The 16,976-nt window shown below is 61.0% G+C and carries 16 protein-coding genes; 5 read left to right on the top strand and 11 right to left on the bottom strand.

Annotation, left to right across the window (positions count from 1 at the left end; genetic code table 11):
- Positions 1-91: 91 nt before the first annotated feature.
- Positions 92-685, bottom strand: a complete 594-nt coding sequence (gene betI / locus AC0IYH_RS18335) for a transcriptional regulator BetI (protein WP_116626765.1) — start codon at positions 683-685, stop codon at positions 92-94.
- A 391-nt stretch (positions 686-1,076) separates the two neighbouring features.
- Here betI and AC0IYH_RS18330 point away from each other — a divergent pair, with 391 nt between their 5' ends.
- Positions 1,077-3,011 carry a BCCT family transporter gene (locus AC0IYH_RS18330; protein WP_471835718.1) on the top strand — a complete coding sequence of 645 codons (1,935 nt, stop codon included), beginning with the start codon at positions 1,077-1,079 and terminating at the stop codon, positions 3,009-3,011.
- 90 nt (positions 3,012-3,101) lie between these two features.
- Here the strand turns inward: AC0IYH_RS18330 and choV are convergent, their stop codons facing one another.
- From choV to AC0IYH_RS18315, 3 genes are all read right to left on the bottom strand, one after another.
- Positions 3,102-4,280, bottom strand: a complete 1,179-nt coding sequence (gene choV, locus AC0IYH_RS18325; protein WP_116626763.1) for a choline ABC transporter ATP-binding protein — start codon at positions 4,278-4,280, stop codon at positions 3,102-3,104.
- On the bottom strand, positions 4,277-5,122 hold the full coding sequence (gene choW / locus AC0IYH_RS18320) for a choline ABC transporter permease subunit (protein WP_017735985.1): 846 nt from the start codon (positions 5,120-5,122) through the stop codon (positions 4,277-4,279). The genes choV and choW overlap by 4 nt, the downstream gene beginning before the upstream one ends.
- Positions 5,123-5,191: 69 nt before the next feature.
- On the bottom strand, positions 5,192-6,139 hold the full coding sequence (locus tag AC0IYH_RS18315; RefSeq protein WP_116626762.1) for a choline ABC transporter substrate-binding protein: 948 nt from the start codon (positions 6,137-6,139) through the stop codon (positions 5,192-5,194).
- A gap of 413 nt (positions 6,140-6,552) precedes the next feature.
- Between AC0IYH_RS18315 and AC0IYH_RS18310 the strand changes: the two genes are divergently transcribed.
- Together AC0IYH_RS18310 and gbdR are read left to right on the top strand one after the other, a co-directional pair.
- Entirely contained in the window at positions 6,553-7,929 is a 1,377-nt protein-coding gene (locus AC0IYH_RS18310) for an L-serine ammonia-lyase (RefSeq protein WP_116626761.1), read from the top strand.
- A 494-nt stretch (positions 7,930-8,423) separates the two neighbouring features.
- Positions 8,424-9,527, top strand: a complete 1,104-nt coding sequence (gene gbdR, locus AC0IYH_RS18305; protein WP_005792167.1) for a choline metabolism transcriptional regulator GbdR — start codon at positions 8,424-8,426, stop codon at positions 9,525-9,527.
- An 87-nt stretch (positions 9,528-9,614) separates the two neighbouring features.
- Here the strand turns inward: gbdR and AC0IYH_RS18300 are convergent, their stop codons facing one another.
- The 5 genes from AC0IYH_RS18300 to AC0IYH_RS18280 all read right to left on the bottom strand — a co-directional run bounded on the left by AC0IYH_RS18300 (position 9,615) and on the right by AC0IYH_RS18280 (position 13,530).
- Positions 9,615-9,878, bottom strand: a complete 264-nt coding sequence (locus tag AC0IYH_RS18300; RefSeq protein WP_010207120.1) for a hypothetical protein — start codon at positions 9,876-9,878, stop codon at positions 9,615-9,617.
- 225 nt (positions 9,879-10,103) lie between these two features.
- Positions 10,104-10,595, bottom strand: a complete 492-nt coding sequence (locus AC0IYH_RS18295) for a thioesterase family protein (protein WP_471835586.1) — start codon at positions 10,593-10,595, stop codon at positions 10,104-10,106.
- A 13-nt stretch (positions 10,596-10,608) separates the two neighbouring features.
- Positions 10,609-11,574, bottom strand: a complete 966-nt coding sequence (locus tag AC0IYH_RS18290) for an L-carnitine dehydrogenase (RefSeq protein ID WP_116626758.1) — start codon at positions 11,572-11,574, stop codon at positions 10,609-10,611.
- A gap of 62 nt (positions 11,575-11,636) precedes the next feature.
- Positions 11,637-12,524, bottom strand: coding sequence for a 3-dehydrocarnitine:acetyl-CoA trimethylamine transferase CdhC (cdhC, locus tag AC0IYH_RS18285; protein WP_471835582.1), 888 nt, complete (start codon positions 12,522-12,524; stop codon positions 11,637-11,639).
- A 73-nt stretch (positions 12,525-12,597) separates the two neighbouring features.
- Positions 12,598-13,530 (bottom strand): choline ABC transporter substrate-binding protein, encoded by a 933-nt coding sequence (locus AC0IYH_RS18280; RefSeq protein ID WP_116626756.1) that lies wholly within the window; start codon positions 13,528-13,530, stop codon positions 12,598-12,600.
- A 193-nt stretch (positions 13,531-13,723) separates the two neighbouring features.
- Between AC0IYH_RS18280 and AC0IYH_RS18275 the strand changes: the two genes are divergently transcribed.
- Positions 13,724-14,668: a GlxA family transcriptional regulator gene (locus AC0IYH_RS18275; protein ID WP_101273334.1), complete on the top strand. Its 945-nt coding sequence runs from the start codon at positions 13,724-13,726 to the stop codon at positions 14,666-14,668.
- A 68-nt stretch (positions 14,669-14,736) separates the two neighbouring features.
- Complete coding sequence (locus tag AC0IYH_RS18270) at positions 14,737-15,903, top strand: AAA family ATPase (protein WP_471835580.1); 1,167 nt, start codon at positions 14,737-14,739, stop codon at positions 15,901-15,903.
- Positions 15,904-15,966: 63 nt separating this feature from the next.
- Here AC0IYH_RS18270 and AC0IYH_RS18265 read toward each other — a convergent pair whose 3' ends face one another.
- Both AC0IYH_RS18265 and AC0IYH_RS18260 read right to left on the bottom strand, forming a co-directional pair.
- The gene (locus AC0IYH_RS18265) at positions 15,967-16,383 is read right to left on the bottom strand and encodes a DUF3010 family protein (protein ID WP_122774647.1); all 417 of its coding nucleotides are present in this window, start codon (positions 16,381-16,383) and stop codon (positions 15,967-15,969) included.
- Between the two features lie 41 nt (positions 16,384-16,424).
- Positions 16,425-16,826: a lysozyme inhibitor LprI family protein gene (locus AC0IYH_RS18260; protein ID WP_122774648.1), complete on the bottom strand. Its 402-nt coding sequence runs from the start codon at positions 16,824-16,826 to the stop codon at positions 16,425-16,427.
- Positions 16,827-16,976 lie beyond the last annotated feature (150 nt).

The raw sequence follows: 16,976 nt of genomic DNA, 5'->3' as shown, positions 1-16,976 counted from the left end.
AAGTGGTTGGCGTTACCCGCCGCAAAGTGGGCCATAAGGGTGTGGCAACACTGAGCGGCAGACGTTCAGGGGTTGAGCGGTTATAGGTGCTCTAACTCACCTGCTTGGCCAATTGGAAATCCATGTATTCGTAAGCGATCCGCTGCGCCTGCTCCGTGTCGAAAGCGTCTCCCGACAGGGCACCGCGCAACCACAAACCGTCGATCAGGGCCGCCAGGCCTCGGGCTGCTTTGCGTGCGTGCGGCAGCGGCAGCGTTCGGCGGAACTGGCAGCACAGGTTGGAATACAGACGTTGATCGTTGATCCGCTGCAACCTGTGCAAAGCCGGGTGGTGCATGCTGGTGGCCCAGAAGGCCAACCAGGTTTTCATTGCCGGGCCGTTGACCTGGCTGGCATCGAAGTTGCCCTCGATGATCACCTGAAGGTGTGCCCGTGGGCTGTCGTCCGTGAGCGCAAGCCTGCGTTCGTGGACGTTCTCGATCAGCGCGTTCATCAAGTAGCGCATCGTCGCTGCAATAAGGCCGTTCTTGTCCTTGAAGTAGTGACTGATGATGCCGTTCGAGACGCCGGCCAAACGGGCGATCAGCGCAATGCTGGCATCTCCCATTCCGACCTGATCGATGGCCGTCAGTGTGGCTTCGATCAACTGCTGGCGGCGTATGGGTTGCATACCGACCTTGGGCATGTTGCACCTCTCCTTAGGCCTGCCGATGGGCGATAAACGTCCGTCGGCTTGAGGGCCAGTCTATTTTGTTTTGATTGAACGTTCAATCAACAAAGAATAAGCTCTGCGACAAATGGTCGCTGCCTACAGGTTTTTCCTACCTGAGAGCAGTGGCCTCTGACACCTGCAAAAACCCTTGAAACAGGCCGTATCAGGGCCTGGCCAGCGCTTCGGCGCGGCTCAAGAATTTTCGGGGTGTCTTTATAACACCCGTCCGTCGACTGCCGATAAATCGATGTCCCGGGATAACCGTTGCCTTGTGTTTCTCTCTCGCACTGCCCGGAGCATCTGCGCCATGAGTTCTGCCTCTCTTATAAAGACCCCGCCGGAAAAGGTCCGGGTCAACGGTTGGGTGTTCTACACCTCCACCGCGCTGATTCTGTTGTTGACTGCCATTCTGATCATCGCCCCGCAGGAGGCCGGGCGCATGCTCGGCATAGCCCAGGCGTGGCTGTCGAAAAGCTTCGGCTGGTATTACATGGTGGTCATCGCCGCCTACCTCGTGTTCGTGGTCGGCCTGGCGTTTTCGTCCTACGGCAAATTGAAACTGGGCAGCAAGGACGACACCCCGGACTTCAGCTACGGCGCCTGGGCCGGCATGCTGTTCTCGTCGGGTATCGGCATTTCGCTGCTGTACTTCGGCGCCTCGGAGCCGCTGGACCACTACTTCAACCCGCCCGAAGGTGCCGCCGCCAGCAATGGCGCGGCACGCCAGGCGCTGCAACTGACGTTCCTGCACTGGGGCCTGCATGGCTGGGCGATTTATGCCCTGGTCGGCCTGGCCGTGGCGTACTTCGCGTACCGTCACAACCAGCCGCTGGCCTTGCGTTCGGCGCTGTACCCGCTGGTGGGTGAGCGTTGGGTGAAAGGCGCGGCCGGCCATGCGGTCGATGGTTTCGGCATGTTCGTGACTCTGCTCGGCCTGGTCACCAACCTGGGGATTGGCTCGATGCAAGTGTCGTCCGGGTTGGAAAACCTGTTCGGCATGCAGCACAGCAACACCAACCTGCTGATCGTGATCATTGTGATGAGCACCGTGGCGACCATCGCCGCCGTGTCGGGCGTGGAGAACGGCATTCGCCGCCTGTCCAACCTCAACATCGTGTTGTTCAGCGGCCTGCTGATCTTTGTGCTGCTGTTTGGCCCGACCCTGCACCTGCTCAACGGCCTGGTGCAGAACACCGGTGACTACCTCAACGGCATCGTGCTGAAAACCTTCGACCTGTATGTGTACGAGGGCGACGGTGAGAAAACCGAGCGCTGGATGGGCCTGTGGACCCTGTTCTACTGGGCCTGGTGGATTTCCTGGGCGCCATTCGTGGGCATGTTCATCGCGCGGATTTCCCGTGGTCGCACGGTGCGTGAACTGGTGGCCGGCGTGTTGCTGATCCCGCTGGGCTTTACCCTGGCGTGGTTGTCGATCTTTGGTAACTCGGCCCTGGACCTGGTGTTGAACCACGGCGCGGTGGAGCTGGGCAAGACGGCGCTTGAGCAGCCGTCCATGGCCATCTACCAGTTGCTGGAGCATTACCCGGCGTCGAAAATCGTCATCGGTGTGTCGATCTTTGTGGGCTTTGTGCTGTTCCTGACCCCGGCGGATTCCGGCGCGGTGATGATGGCGAATTTGTCCTGCAAGGGCGGCAATGTGGATGAAGACGCGCCGCACTGGCTGCGGATCTTCTGGTCGGCGGTAATCACCCTGGTGACCATCGGCCTGCTGTTCGCCGGCAACTTCGAAGCCATGCAAACCATGGTGGTGCTGGCGGGGCTGCCGTTCTCGGTGGTGCTGATTTTCTTCATGTTCGGTTTGCACAAGGCGATGCGCCAGGATGTGGCGATCGAACAGGAGCAGGCGCAATTGGCCGAGCGTGGCCGGCGTGGTTTCAGCGAGCGCTTGACCGCGCTGGACCTGCAACCGAGCCAGGGCACCGTGCAACGCTTTATGGACAAGCACGTCACGCCGGCGCTGGAAGAAGCTGCGAGTGCGTTGCGTGACCAGGGGCTCCAAGTGCAGACGCTGTTGGGCAAGTCCAAGCGCTGCATCGGTGTGCGGATCGAGATGGAAGAGGGCAACCCGTTTGTCTACGAGGTCAGCCTGGACGCTTACTCGGCGGCGCCGAATGACTTGCCTGAAGAAGAACGCACCCGCTACTACCGTGCCGAGGTGTACCTGCACAACGGGCCTCAGGAATATGACCTGATGGGCTTCGCCCAGGAACAGATCACCCGGGACGTGCTCGATCAGTTTGAAAGCCATCGGCAGCTCCTTGGCCGTGTCTATAGCTGATTTGCTGAGCTTGGCAATGCTTTAAATGTGGGAGGGGGCAAGCCCCCTCCCACATTGACCCAGTTTCTTCAGTTGCTTAGCGGTGTCGGCTTAACCCAGGTTTTTGCCTAGCAGAGCATGGTAGAGCTCGCTGTCGCCAAGAATCCCCACCACCTTGTTGTTGTCATGCAACACCAACTTGTTCCCGGTGTGATAACGAATCTGCAGCGCATCGCGCATGCCGATATTCGAGTCCACCAGCGTCGGTACCCGGCCCAAACCTTCCACGGCTTGCCCCGGTGCCCAGTTCTGCAGGTTCATCACCACGCCATTCTGGCGCGCGCCCTGGATGGTGTTGCCTTCGGCCAGGTCCAGCCACGAATCGCCACCCGGATCCAGGCAGACCGAACCGTTCACCCGTGTGCAGTTGTCCAGCGTGCGCATCAGGCTGCGGCCGCACAATACGTTCAGTGGGTTGGTGTGGGCGACGAAGGTACGCACATAGTCGTCCGCCGGGTTCAGCACGATCTCTTCCGGCACGCTGTACTGGATGATCTTGCCGTCTTTCATGATCGCGATGCGGCTGCCCAATTTGAGTGCTTCGTCGAGGTCGTGGCTCACGAACACGATGGTCTTGCTCAGCTTGCGTTGCAGTTCCAGCAGCTCGTCCTGCAAGCCCTGGCGGATCAGCGGGTCGAGGGCGGAGAAGGGTTCATCCATCAGCAAGATATCGGCGTCCATCGCCAACGCGCGGGCCAGGCCGACGCGCTGCTGCATGCCGCCGGAGAGTTCGTCCGGCTTCTTGTTGCGCCACTGGGTCAGGCCCACCAGCTCGAGTTTTTCGTCCACCAGCTTGCGCCGTTCTTTCTCCGGACGGCCCTGCATTTCGAGGCCGAAGCTGATGTTTTCGCGCACCGTCAGCCAAGGCATCAGGGCGAACTTCTGGAACACCATGGCGATGCGTTTGGTGCGCATCATTTTCAGTTCGGCCGGGGTGCACGAAGCGATGTCGATCTGGCGCCCTTCATGCTCTACAAACAGCTGGCCACGGCTCACGGTGTTGAGGCCGTTGATGCAGCGCAACAGGCTCGACTTGCCGGAGCCGGACAGCCCCATCAGCACGCAGATTTCGCCTTTCTGAACATCCAGGCTGGCTTTTTCCACGCCGACGATCTGCCCGGTTTTTTTCAGGATTTCGTTGCGATGCATGCCCTGGTCGAGCAGCTTGAGGGCCTCGCGCGGGTCTTTGGAGAAGATCACATCGACATTGTCGAATCGGATAATGCTCATGCATCACCCCCTACTTTGGCGTCGGGTTGTTTGCAGATGCGGTCGAGCATGATGGCCAGTAATACGATCGCCAGGCCGGCTTCAAAGCCCAGGGCGATGTCAGCGGTGTTCAGCGCGTTGACCACCGGCTTGCCGAGGCCGTCGGCGCCCACCAGGGCCGCGATCACCACCATCGACAACGACAGCATGATGCATTGGGTAATGCCGGCAGCGATGCTCGGCATGGCGTGGGGCAGTTCAATGCGCGAGAGCAACTGGCGACGCGAGCATCCAAAGGCTTTGCCGGCGTCGAGCAACTCTTGCGGTACGTCTCGGATACCCAGGTAGGTCAGGCGGATCGGCGCGGCAATCGCGAACACCACCGTGGAAATCAGCCCGGGTACCACACCCAGCCCGAAGAGGGTCAGGGTAGGGATGAGGTAGACGAAGGTCGGTACGGTCTGCATCAGATCGAGTACCGGCCGCATCATGGTGTAGAACAGCGGTTTGTGCGCGGCAACAATGCCCAGCGGCACACCGATGACCACGCAGACCAGGGTGGCGAACAGCACCTGCGCCAGGGTCTCCATGGTTTCCTGCCAGTACCCCAGGTTGAGGATCAGCAGGAAGGAGGCGATGACGAATACGGTCAGGCCCCATTTGCGTTGGATAAAGTGAGCCAGCAGCGCAATCAGACCGATCAATGCCAGCGGATTGAACCAGGTCAGCGCGAACGTCACGCCGTGAATCATCGTTTCCAGTGTCGATGCGATTGCGTCGAAGTAGTTGGCGCCGTGTTGGGTCAACCATTCGACGAAGGCAGCGATGTACTGGCCTAGTGGGATTTTCTGTTCAGTCAGCATGGTAGTGAATGTCCACATGCGAAGGGGAAAACATCCCGGGCCAGCGCACCAGCCCGGGGTCAGCAGGGATTACTTGGCGAGGTAAGCCTTGACGGCGTCGAGACCCGGTTTGCCATCAACGGTGGTGACACCGGCGAGCCAGGTGTCGAGGATTTGCGGGTTGGCTTTCAGCCAGGCCTTGGCTGCGGCATCCGGCTTCTGTTTGTCATCCAGGACTTTACCCATCAGGGTGCTTTCCATGTTCAGGGTGAACGACAGGTTTTTCAGCAACTGGCCGACGTTGCTGCACTCCTGGGTGTAGCCCTTGCGTACGTTGGTGTAGATGGTGGCCTGGCCGTAGTTGGGGCCGAACGAATCATCACCCCCGGTCAGGTACTTCATCTTGAAGCGGGTGTTCATCGGGTGTGGTTCCCAGCCAAGGAACACAATGGCCTGGCCGCGCTTGGAGGCGCGTTCCACTTGCGAGAGCATCCCGGCTTCGCTGGACTCGACCACTTTGAAGCCGGCGGTTTTCAGGCCGAAGGCGTCTTTGTCGATGAGGGTCTGGATGGTGCGGTTGCCGTCGTTGCCCGGCTCGATCCCGTAGATCTTGCCGCCCAGCTCGTCCTTGAATTTGGCGATGTCGGCGAAGTCTTTCAGGCCCTTGTCATACAGCGCCTCGGGGACCGCCAGGGTGTACTTGGCGTTCTCCAGGTTGGCGCGCACGGTTTCCACGGTGCCGGCATCACGGTACTGCTTGATGTCGTTTTCCATGGTCGGCATCCAGTTGCCGAGGAAGATGTCCATGTTCTTGCCGTCGGCCAGGGACTTGTAGGTCACCGGTACCGAAATCATCGTGGTGCGAGGCTTGTAGCCCAGGCCCTTGAGGACTTCGCTGGTGGTCGCGGTGGTGACGGTGATGTCGGTCCAGCCGACATCGGAGAAGTTGACGGTCTTGCACTGTTCCGGTTCTGCAGCGTTTGCCATCACTGGCAGACTCAGCATGGCGGCCAACAACAACGAGGGTGAACCTTTCATCTGGGTAGACTCCTGTGTTTTTTCTGGCGGCTTTCGCCGCGCTTTATAAGTGTTGCGGTTGGAGTGTGCGGTTAAGCGACGGCACGGTGCCTTGCAAACGAGTCGAGACTGATCATGTACCAGTGAAAATCTGACGCCTACAGGGGGCGTCGTAACCAGTACAGGGATGGTCGTATCCAGTGTCGGTGACGTCGCTTACAGATTTTTCCAACGGCAAAACTGCAGTTTTTGCCCGTCTGCACCGCAAAAAACGGCCAAAACGCCCGTTCGCACGGGGGCGACGCTGGTGAGCATGGGTACGTCGGTGTGAGACGCCGTGAGGGCAAGCAAAAGCTTGATGATGCCGCCATCTGGGCGATCTGAGCGTAGCAGCTCCTTGGTGTCCGGCCTGCTCACCGAGGAGTTACACGTTAATGGCTATCAGCGTTTTCGACCTGTTCAAGATCGGCATCGGGCCTTCTAGTTCTCACACCGTCGGCCCCATGCGCGCCGCGGCGTTATTCGTTCAAGGCTTGCGTGAACGTGAACTGTTGGAACAAGTCAGGCGCGTCGAAGTTCAGCTCTACGGCTCATTGTCGGCCACCGGCATCGGCCACGGCAGCGACACGGCGACCATCATGGGCCTGATGGGCGAGTGGCCGGACGCGATCGATCCGTCGCAGATCGGCGTGCGCATTCACACCCTGCGCGAGACCGACACGCTGCTGCTGGACGGGCGCTTGCCGGTGCCGTTTGTGTGGGCACGCGACATGCGCTTGCTGGATGAAAACCTGCCATTCCACCCCAACGCCATGACCCTGGTGGTGTACGGCGATGACGGCGAGCTGCACCGCGACACCTACTACTCGGTCGGCGGCGGTTTTGTAGTGGATGAAGCCCAGGCGCAAAGCGGCGTGGCAGACATGGACCGCACCGTGCTGCCCTACGATTTTTCCAGCGCGGTAGAGCTGTTGCAGCTGTGCAAGACCCATAACCTGCGCGTCGCCGAATTGATGATGGCCAACGAAAAGGTCTGGCGCTCCGAAGAAGAAATCCGCAGCGGCCTGATGAAGCTCTGGCGCGCCATGCAGGATTGCGTGGAGCAGGGCCTCAAGCACGAAGGCATCCTGCCCGGCGGCCTCAATGTGCGGCGCCGTGCGGCCAAGTTGCACCGCAGCCTGCAGGAGTTGGGCAAGCCGAATGTGATCGGCTCGACGTTGAGCGCCATGGAGTGGGTCAACCTGTTCGCCCTGGCGGTCAACGAAGAAAACGCCGCCGGCGGGCGCATGGTCACCGCGCCCACCAACGGCGCGGCGGGGATCATCCCAGCGGTGCTGCATTACTTCATGAAATTCAGTGAAGAAGTCACCGAAGCCAACGTGGTCGATTACATGCTCGGCGCGGCGGCGGTGGGCATTCTGTGCAAGAAGAACGCCTCGATCTCCGGCGCCGAAGTCGGTTGCCAGGGCGAAGTGGGCTCGGCCTGCGCGATGGCGGCGGCGGGGCTGGCGGAGATTCTCGGCGCCACCCCGGAGCAACTGTGCAACGCCGCCGAAATCGGCCTGGAGCACAACCTCGGCCTCACCTGCGACCCGGTGGGCGGGCTGGTGCAAGTGCCGTGCATCGAGCGCAATGCGATTGCGGCGGTGAAAGCGATCAACGCGGCGCAGATGGCGTTGCGTGGGGATGGCCAGCACTTTATCTCGCTGGATCGGGTGATCCGCACCATGCGCGATACCGGGGCGGATATGCATGACAAGTACAAAGAGACGTCGCGGGGTGGGTTGGCGGTGAGTGCGGTTGAGTGCTGAGACCGAGGTGCGGCTAATTGGGGGCAAGCCCCCTCCCACACTTGAAGGTATTCACAATTCAAAAGGTGGGAGGGGGCTTGCCCCCGATAGCGGTGTTCCGCCAACACTGCGCATAAAGTGAACACCCCAACCAAAAGCGCCACCTTTTAGCGCGTCGCAAACAGATAAGTAGCGTGCGAACGATTCCACGCCTGACCACCCGTCACCCGTGCTTGCGGTGACAGACTCCCCCGCTGCCCGCAAAGCGCCTTCCCACAAGTGCTACCGAACTGCTCACGGCCGTTGAGCAGGCTCGATTTTCAGGCATATCCCGTACGTCGCGCGTGGGCTTATATAGACGCCTCATCAGGTCGTTTTTAGGAGTTATTGGACGGCCATTCAATTTTAGGCATGGCATTTGCTCTATCAATTCAAAGCGTCGCCTTCTGAGGCCGACCGCAATAACAAGAGCCTCGCCTGAGGCCATCACCCGCTTTGTGTGAGGAGATACCGCGATGACGTCGTTCAACTCCGGGGCCCAACCCCAGAACCGTGCGCCTCAATCCATCGGCTTTTTGCTGCTGGACAATTTCACGCTGATTTCCCTGGCGTCGGCCGTGGAACCGCTGCGCATGGCCAACCAATTGTCCGGCCGCGAGCTGTATCGCTGGACCACCCTGAGTGTCGACGGCAACCAGGTCTGGGCCAGTGACGGTCTGCAAATCACCCCCGATGCCTCCATGCACAAAGCCCCGGCCCTGGACACCGTGATCGTCTGTGGCGGCGTGGGCATTCAGCGCACCGTCACCCGTGAACATGTGTCGTGGCTGCAAAGCCAGGCGCGCCAGTCGCGTCGCCTTGGTGCGGTGTGCACCGGCAGTTGGGCGCTGGCCTGCGCCGGTCTGCTTGATGGCTTTGATTGCAGCGTGCACTGGGAATGCCTGGCGTCGATGCAGGAAGCTTTCCCGCGCGTGGCCATGAGCACTCGCCTGTTCACCCTCGACCGCAACCGCTTCACCAGCTCCGGCGGCACCGCGCCGCTGGACATGATGCTGCACCTGATCAGCCGCGACCACGGCCGCGAGCTGTCGGCCGCCATCTCCGAGATGTTTGTGTACGAACGCATTCGCAACGAACAGGATCACCAGCGCGTGCCGCTCAAGCACATGCTCGGCACCAACCAGCCGAAGCTGCAGGAAATCGTTGCGCTGATGGAAGCCAACCTCGAAGAGCCTATCGATCTGGACGAGCTGGCGGTCTATGTCGCCGTGTCGCGGCGCCAGCTGGAGCGGCTGTTCCAGAAATACCTGCACTGCTCGCCGTCGCGCTATTACCTCAAGCTGCGCCTGATCCGTGCCCGGCAGTTGCTCAAGCAAACGCCGATGTCGATCATCGAGGTGGCCTCGGTGTGCGGGTTTGTGTCCACGCCGCACTTCTCCAAGTGCTACCGCGAGTACTTCGGCATTCCGCCACGGGATGAGCGCGTAGGCTCCAACACCACCCAGCAAGTGGCGATGATGCCGATTCCGCAGGCGCTGGTGTTGTCGCCGTTGTCCGGGCCGATGTCGGCGTTGAGCCAGGCGCGCAATGAGTCGACTTTTGCCAGTGTTCGGCTTTAGACCGAGTTGACTGAATCGGGGGCAAGCCCCTCCCACACTTGGAATGCATTCCCCTGTGGGAGGGGGCTTGCCCCCGATAGCGATCTATCAGGCCCCAGAGTTCTGCTTGAACTGCACCAAAGCCGGCAACAGCTGCTTATCAATCGCCTGCCTCACCGCCGGCAAAATCGTCGCGCTGCCGGTGTACATCTGCTCCACCATGCCCTTGAGCGCCTTGGCCCGCGCCTCGCTCAACCCGCGCACCGCGCACTCGCACGCCTGCTCGGCGGTGGCGCCGCTGGACACTTCAAAACCCAGTGAGCGCAGTTGGCCCAGCAGGTCATCCTGGTCAATCAAATCCGCATGCATCATGACGTTTATCCTGGTGAGGGGAGCGGGGTCTGATCTGGATTCTGGTAGCCGCCCAAGCGGTCGGCAAGGGCAGAATGCACGAATGGCTCGGATGGCTATGAGCATGTCGTTTTCGGGCCATGTGCCGCGCGCACTTACCGGCACACTGAACCCAGGCACACAGCTTGATGGTTTGGTCACCCTCAGGATGTACCGCTCTCACAAGGCACCTCTGCCCCGATCCAGTCACGGCTGGATCGGGGCTTTTTTTGCGGGCAAGCCAATCACTCGGCCGAGCAGGGCGGGGCGTGGCAGATGGGCCTGCTCAGTGCTGATGGCGCTAAGGCGTGCCAGCGTCGCCTCGCTAAACGGCGCCGAATGCGGCCCAGCCAGGTCGACATGCAACAGCATCTGCTCGTTGCCGGCCAGTTCCTTTTCGTCACCGACCCAGTGAAGGCTGTGATAGAGATGCAGGCGCTTGGCGTCGTGGGCGATCAGTTGCGTATGCACCTCAACCTCGGCGCCGAGTTTTACTTCGTGCAGGTAATTAAGGTGCAGCTCGAGGGTGAACAGCGAGTGGCCGCTGGCTTCGCGGTTCTGGCTGTCCAGGCCCAGGGTGTCCATCAGCGCGTCGGTGGCGTAGCTGAAAATCAGCAGGTAGAACGCGTCGCGCAGATGGCCGTTGTAGTCCACCCAGTCGGAGTGGACTTGGGTGGTGTAAGTGGTCAATGCAGGCATGGTCAGGTTCCCGTTATTCGGCGAAGGTCATGCCGTGTTTGGCCTTGGTGGTCTTCACCGCCTCCAGTACCGCCAACAGGCAATCATCACGATAGCGCTCCAGCGCCGAAATGCTGTGGTTGCCGAGTTGATCGCTGGTGCCATCCACCACGTCGTCGATCAATTTGTCGGTCAGCTCAGGGGCTGGCAGGTAGGTCCATGGCAGTTGCAACGCCGGGCCGAATTGCGCCATGAAGTGGCGCATGCCGGCGTCGCCGCCGGCCAGGGTGTAGGTGAGGAAGGTGCCCATGAACGACCAGCGCAAGCCGGCGCCAAAGCGGATGGCATCGTCGATTTCGCCGGTGGTGGCCACGCCGTCATTCACCAGGTGCAGCGCCTCACGCCACAACGCTTCGAGCAAACGATCGGCGATGAAACCGGGGACTTCTTTGCGCACATGCAGCGGGCGCATGCCGAGGCTTTCGTACACTTTGATCGCCGCCTGAATCGCTTCTGGCGCAGTGTTCTTGCCGCCGACCACTTCCACCAATGGCAACAGGTAAACCGGGTTGAACGGGTGGCCGACCACGCAGCGTTCCGGGTGGGTGGAACCCTCGTAGAACTCACTCGGCAACAGGCCCGAAGTGCTGGAGCCGATCAACGCATTCGGCTTGGCTGCGGCGCTGATTTTGCTGTGCAATTCCAGCTTCAATTCCAGGCGTTCCGGGGCGCTTTCCTGGATGAAGTCGGCGTCTTTCACGCACTCTTCAATGGTTGGCACAAAGCGCAGGCGGTCCTGGGATGCACCGAGTGCCAGGCCTTGCTTTTCCAGGGCGCCCCAGGCATTGGCGACACGTTTGCGCAAGGCTGCTTCGGCACCCGGCGCCGGGTCCCAGGCGACTACATCGAGGCCGTGGGCCAAGGCGCGGGAGACCCAGCCGCTGCCGATCACACCGCTGCCGAGGGCGGCGAAGGTTTTGATATCAGTGATAAAGCTCATTGGCGCATTCCTAAAGAGTTCGGTGATTCCCTGTGGGAGGGGGCAAGCCCCTCCCACATTTTTTAACCGCGTTTGGTGAGGCCCATCTTGATTCGGCCTTCAGCGGGGGTCATGACCCGCGCACCCAGCCGGCTGAGGATCTCGCTGGCGCGCTCCACCAACTGGCCATTGGTAGCCAGCACGCCCTTGTCCAGCCAAAGGTTGTCTTCCAACCCAACCCGCACATTCCCGCCGAGCAGAACCGCCTGCGCCGCCATCGGCATTTGCATGCGGCCAATACCAAAACCGGCCCACACCGCGTCGGCGGGCAGGTTGTCGACCATGGCTTTCATGGTGGTGGTGTCGGCCGGCGCACCCCAGGGGATGCCCAGGCACAGTTGGAACAGCGGGTTATCCAGCAGGCCTTCCTTGATCATCTGCTTGGCGAACCACAGGTGGCCGGTGTCGAAAATTTCCAGCTCAGGCTTAACGCCCAGCTCCTGGATGCGTTTGGCGCCAGCCCGCAATTGCGCCGGGGTGGACACGTAAATGGTGTCGCCATCGCCGAAGTTCAGCGTGCCGCAGTCCAGGGTGCAGATTTCCGGCAGCAGTGCTTCCACATGCGCCAGGCGGGTCAGCGGGCCGACCAGGTCGGTGTTGGGGCCGAACTCCATCGGGTGCTCGCCGCCGCCGATCTCCAGGTCGCCGCCCATGCCGGCGGTGAGGTTGACGATGATGTCGATGTCGGCCTCGCGGATGCGCTCCATCACTTCGCGGTACAGCGCCACGTCGCGGCTGAACTTGCCGGTCTGCGGGTCACGCACGTGGCAGTGCACCACCGTGGCGCCGGCCTTGGCGGCTTCTACCGCAGCGGCGGCGATTTGCTTGGGGGTGACCGGCACGTGTGGGCTGCGGCTGGTCGTGTCGCCAGCACCGGTGAGTGCGCAGGTGATGATGACGTCGTGGTTCATGAGGCGGTTCCTTACAGGCGTGGTGGTGCCGTTCGCGGTCGAAAGCGACCGCGAAACGGTGATTGAAAATGGGTTATTTACGGGTCAGTTGCAGGTTGGCCGCAGCCGGTTTGCCGTCGAAGGTGGTCACGCCGTCGAGCCAGCGCGCCTGGTCTTGGGGGTGATCCTTGAGCCACTGCTTGGCGGATTCCAGGGCGTCCTTGTGATCCAGCAGCGGCTGCATCATCCGGCTCTCGTCGGCGGCGGTGAAGGTCAGGTTGGTCAGCAGCTTGTGCACGTTGGGGCACTGCTCGGCGTAGGTCGGCGAGGTCACGCTCCACACGGTGGCCATGCCTTCGTTCGGCCCCAGGGCGTCGTCGCTGCCAGTGAGGTAAGTCATGGCCACGTTGACGTTCATCGGGTGCGGCGCCCAGCCGAAGAACACCACGGCTTCCTTGCGGCGCACGGCGCGGTCGACGGCGGCGAGCATCCCGGCTTCGCTGGACTCCACCAACTGGAACTTACCCAGGCCGAACTGGTTCTTGGCGATCATCGCCTTGATCTGCGTGTTGGCGCCCGAACCCGGCTCGATGCCGTAGATCTTGCCGCCCAGTTCCTTGTCGAACTTGGCGATATCGGCGAAGGTTTTCAGGCCCTTGTCGGCCAGGTACGTCGGCACGGCGAGGGTCGCGCGGGCGTCTTCCAGGCTCGGCTTGTCGAGGACTTTGACTTGCTTGGCGTCGACAAACGGCGTGATGGTCTGGGTCATCAGCGGGTTCCAGTAGCCGAGGAACAGGTCCAGGCGCTGGTCGCGGATGCCGGCGAAGATGATTTGCTGGGAGGCGCTGGTCTGCTTGGTTTTGTAGCCGAGGCCGTCGAGCAACACTTGGGTCATGGCGCTGGTGGCGATCACGTCGGTCCAGTTCACCACGCCCATGCGCACGTTCTGGCAAGACGCCGCGTCGGCGGCCATCACGTTGGTGCTCAAGAGTGCGCTGGCGCTGAGTGCGAGCAACAGTCGGTTCATGGTGGATCCCTCGGCAGGTCGTTATTGTGGGGGCCGGCGTCTTTGTGCACCGTGACGCCACGTTACGTACCTTCGGGGACGACAAAACGCACGGCGGCGACCCGCTCTTGCACTGCAGCGACCTGCCCCCTTGAATCCACCCCTGAACGGGAGTATCACAGTGCCACGCAGTCCGTGCGACGAGAGCGCCACCATGTCCCAGGATTTCTATTTCTTGCTGATGCCGGGTTTCTCGGCCATCGGTTTTATCTCCGCGCTGGAACCGTTGCGGGTGGCCAACCGCTTTCGTGGCGAGTTGTACCGCTGGCATGTATTGAGCGCCGACGGCGGCGCGGTGCTGGCGAGCAATGGCATGTCGGTGAACGCCGACGCCGCCCTGGAACCGCTGAAAAAAGGTGCGACGCTATTGGTGGTGGCCGGCTTCGAACCGCTGCAGTTCGCCACCCCGGCCCTGGAACACTGGCTACGCCGCCTCGACCACGACGGCGTAACCCTCGGCGCCATCGACACCGGCGCCTGCGTGCTGGCCGAAGCCGGCCTGCTCGACGGCCACCGCCTGACCCTGCACTGGGAAGCCATCGACGCGTTCAAGGAATCTTATCCACAGCTCACGGTGACCCAGGAACTGTTCGAGATCGACCGCCGCCGCATCACCTGCGCCGGCGGCACCGCCTCCATCGACCTGATGCTCGACCTGATCGCCCAGGCCCACGGCCCCGACCTGGCGATCCAGGTTTCCGAGCAGTTCGTGCTCGGCCGCATCCGCCCACGCAAAGACCACCAGCGCATGCAGATCGCCACGCGCTACGGCATCAACAACAAGAAACTTGTGCAAGTGATCGGCGAGATGGAGCAGCACACCGAGCCGCCCTTGAGCACCCTGGCCCTGGCCGAAGCCATCAAAGTGACGCGGCGCCAGCTGGAACGGCTGTTTCGCCTGCACCTGAACGACACCCCAAGCAACTTCTACCTCGGCCTGCGCCTGGAGAAAGCCCGGCAGCTATTGCGCCAGAGCGACATGAGCGTGCTGGAGGTGAGCATTGCCTGCGGGTTTGAGTCGCCGTCGTACTTCACCCGCAGCTACAGGGCGCGGTTTGCCAAGTGCCCAAGGGAGGATCGGCGACGGGAGGTGGTTTGACGGGGAATTATAGTCAATTATACTTGAGACTATAATTTATAGTTCTTTCCATAATTGAGTATAAAACCATGTCCAAGCCCAGCGGCTTTGTGTTTCGCCGCCCCACGTTGGCAAGCAGCATTGCCGACGGCCTGGTGGGGGCCGGTATTCAGGATTTCACCTCTGGCCTGTTTCTCGCGGCGCCGCGCCGCACGGGCAAGAGTACTTTTTTGCGTGAAGACCTGATCCCGGAGTGTCAGCTGCGGGGCTGGCTTGCGGTGTATGTCGACCTGTGGGCGGACAAAGAGAAAGACCCAGCGGAGTTGATCGCCAGCGCCATTGCCGCCGCGCTGGTGCCCTATGAAAAGGGCATTCGCAAGCTGGCCAAGAACATCGGCATCGAGAAACTGAGCTTTCTGCGGACCCTGTCCTGGGACTTCAGCAAGCCGCAATTACCGGTTGGCGCGACCTTGACCCAGGCCTTGGAGTTACTTCACAGCGCAGCGGAAAAACCCGTCGTGCTGGTGATTGACGAAGCACAGCACGCATTAACCAGCCAATCAGGTATCAACGCAATGTTTGCGCTGAAGGCGGCGCGAGACCAGCTCAACCAGGGGCGTGACGAGGACGGTAGCGGCTTGCACTTGGTGTTCACCGGCTCAAATCGCGACAAGCTGGCGCATTTGGTGTTGGGTAAAAGCCAGCCGTTTTTTGGCTCCAGCATCACGCCGTTTCCACTGCTGGGCAAAGACTTCACTCAGGCGTACACCGCGCATCTCAACACGCACTTGGCCAACACCAACCAATTCAACGCGGCCGATATTGATGAGGCTTTTGAGTTGGTAGGCCGTCGACCAGAGATGCTGCGTACCATCATCGGTGAAGTGGCGCTGGAGCTGGGTGAGGCCAGCAACCTGGGACAACTGCTGCACAGCCGCGCCGAACTGCTGCGTGCCGGCGTATGGACCGAGTTTGAAAGCGCCTGGAACGCCCTGACCGTTCCCCAGCGCGCAGTGGTGCAAGTGATGGTGGAGCGCTCGCAACATAATGAGCCCTTCGCGCCGTTCACCGACAGCACGCTCACTGCAGTGAGTAAGGCGCTGGAGGATATGGGCAGCGACGTGGTGCCGGGCACCCAGACCATACAGGCCTGCATCGATGCGTTGCGGGAGAAGGAGTTGGTGTGGAAGTCGAGCCGGGGTGGGTATGCCCTTGAGGACAAGTCATTCGGTGATTGGCTGCTGCACAAGCGCTAAAGGGCAACAAATATCCACTGTGGGAGGGGGCTTGCCCCCTCCCACAGTGGATTTCGGTGAGGCTTATTTTTTCAGCAGGGCTGAACACGCGGCTTTGTAAGCCTCATGCTGATACTTGTTCAGCGTCGCCGGCAGTTCGAAGTTGTGCTTCTTGTTCTGCGCATTGATGGTCTGCGGCGACAGCAAGGTCACTTCAACGCCTTCCAACAGCTGAAACACCCCTTCAATCTTGAACGTGGTCGGGCCACCGGCAAACTCGCCTTTCTTGCTGCGCTTCTTGATCGCGATGCGGCTGATGGCGTTGGCCTGCACAAACGCCTGCACCTGGGCGGCGAAGGCTTTGACGTTGGCGGCTTCATCGTCATCGTCGAGGGCGATTTTCTTGGTGGCCAGGGCGACGTGGGCCAGCGCCTGGTTGTCCAGGGAGGCAACGGCGATGATCGCTTCGCTGCCTTTGATTTCGATGCCGCAGATAGTCATGAATGGCCTTGGTTCAGGTTAACAGTGGCGGGGATTGTCGCTTATTCCTGCCCGATCGACTCCAAAAACTCCGACCGCTCATCACTCATGCGCGCCAGGCAATCATTCTGCGCAATCGCATAGGCCTTGCTGCCGTTCACCGCCGGGAAGGTGTCTACGGCGCAATCGGCGTCGCGCAGTTTTTCCCACTTCTGCTGGGCGTCCTTCAGACGAGCGGTAATGTCGGCCAGCTTGGTCTTGTCGCTGCCATAGGTGGAACCCATGCGTTCGAGCAGGCCCTGATAGTTATCTTTCAACAACTGCTCGGCGGTGGTTTTGTTGTAGGAGGCGCATTCCAGGGTTTGCTTGTCGTTTTCGATGCCGTCGCACGGCGTGCTGTCGGTGTCTTCGGCCGCGTGGACGCCGGTTGCGATGAGTGCCAAAGCCAGGAAAATCGATTTCATTGCGCCGTCTCATATCAGGTGATGCGGAATTCTGGCTCAAGCGTAAGACAAAGAACAGCCGCCAGTCAGGCATGTGTACACAGCCTTTGTCGTGGATTGACGCTTTCGGCAATTCCCCTGTCGTTTTTGCACCCGGTCGGTTCAGCCCCT

The sequence above is a fragment of the Pseudomonas sp. AC463 genome (genome assembly GCF_979253585.1).
This window is presented reverse-complemented; position numbering and strand designations above follow the sequence as displayed.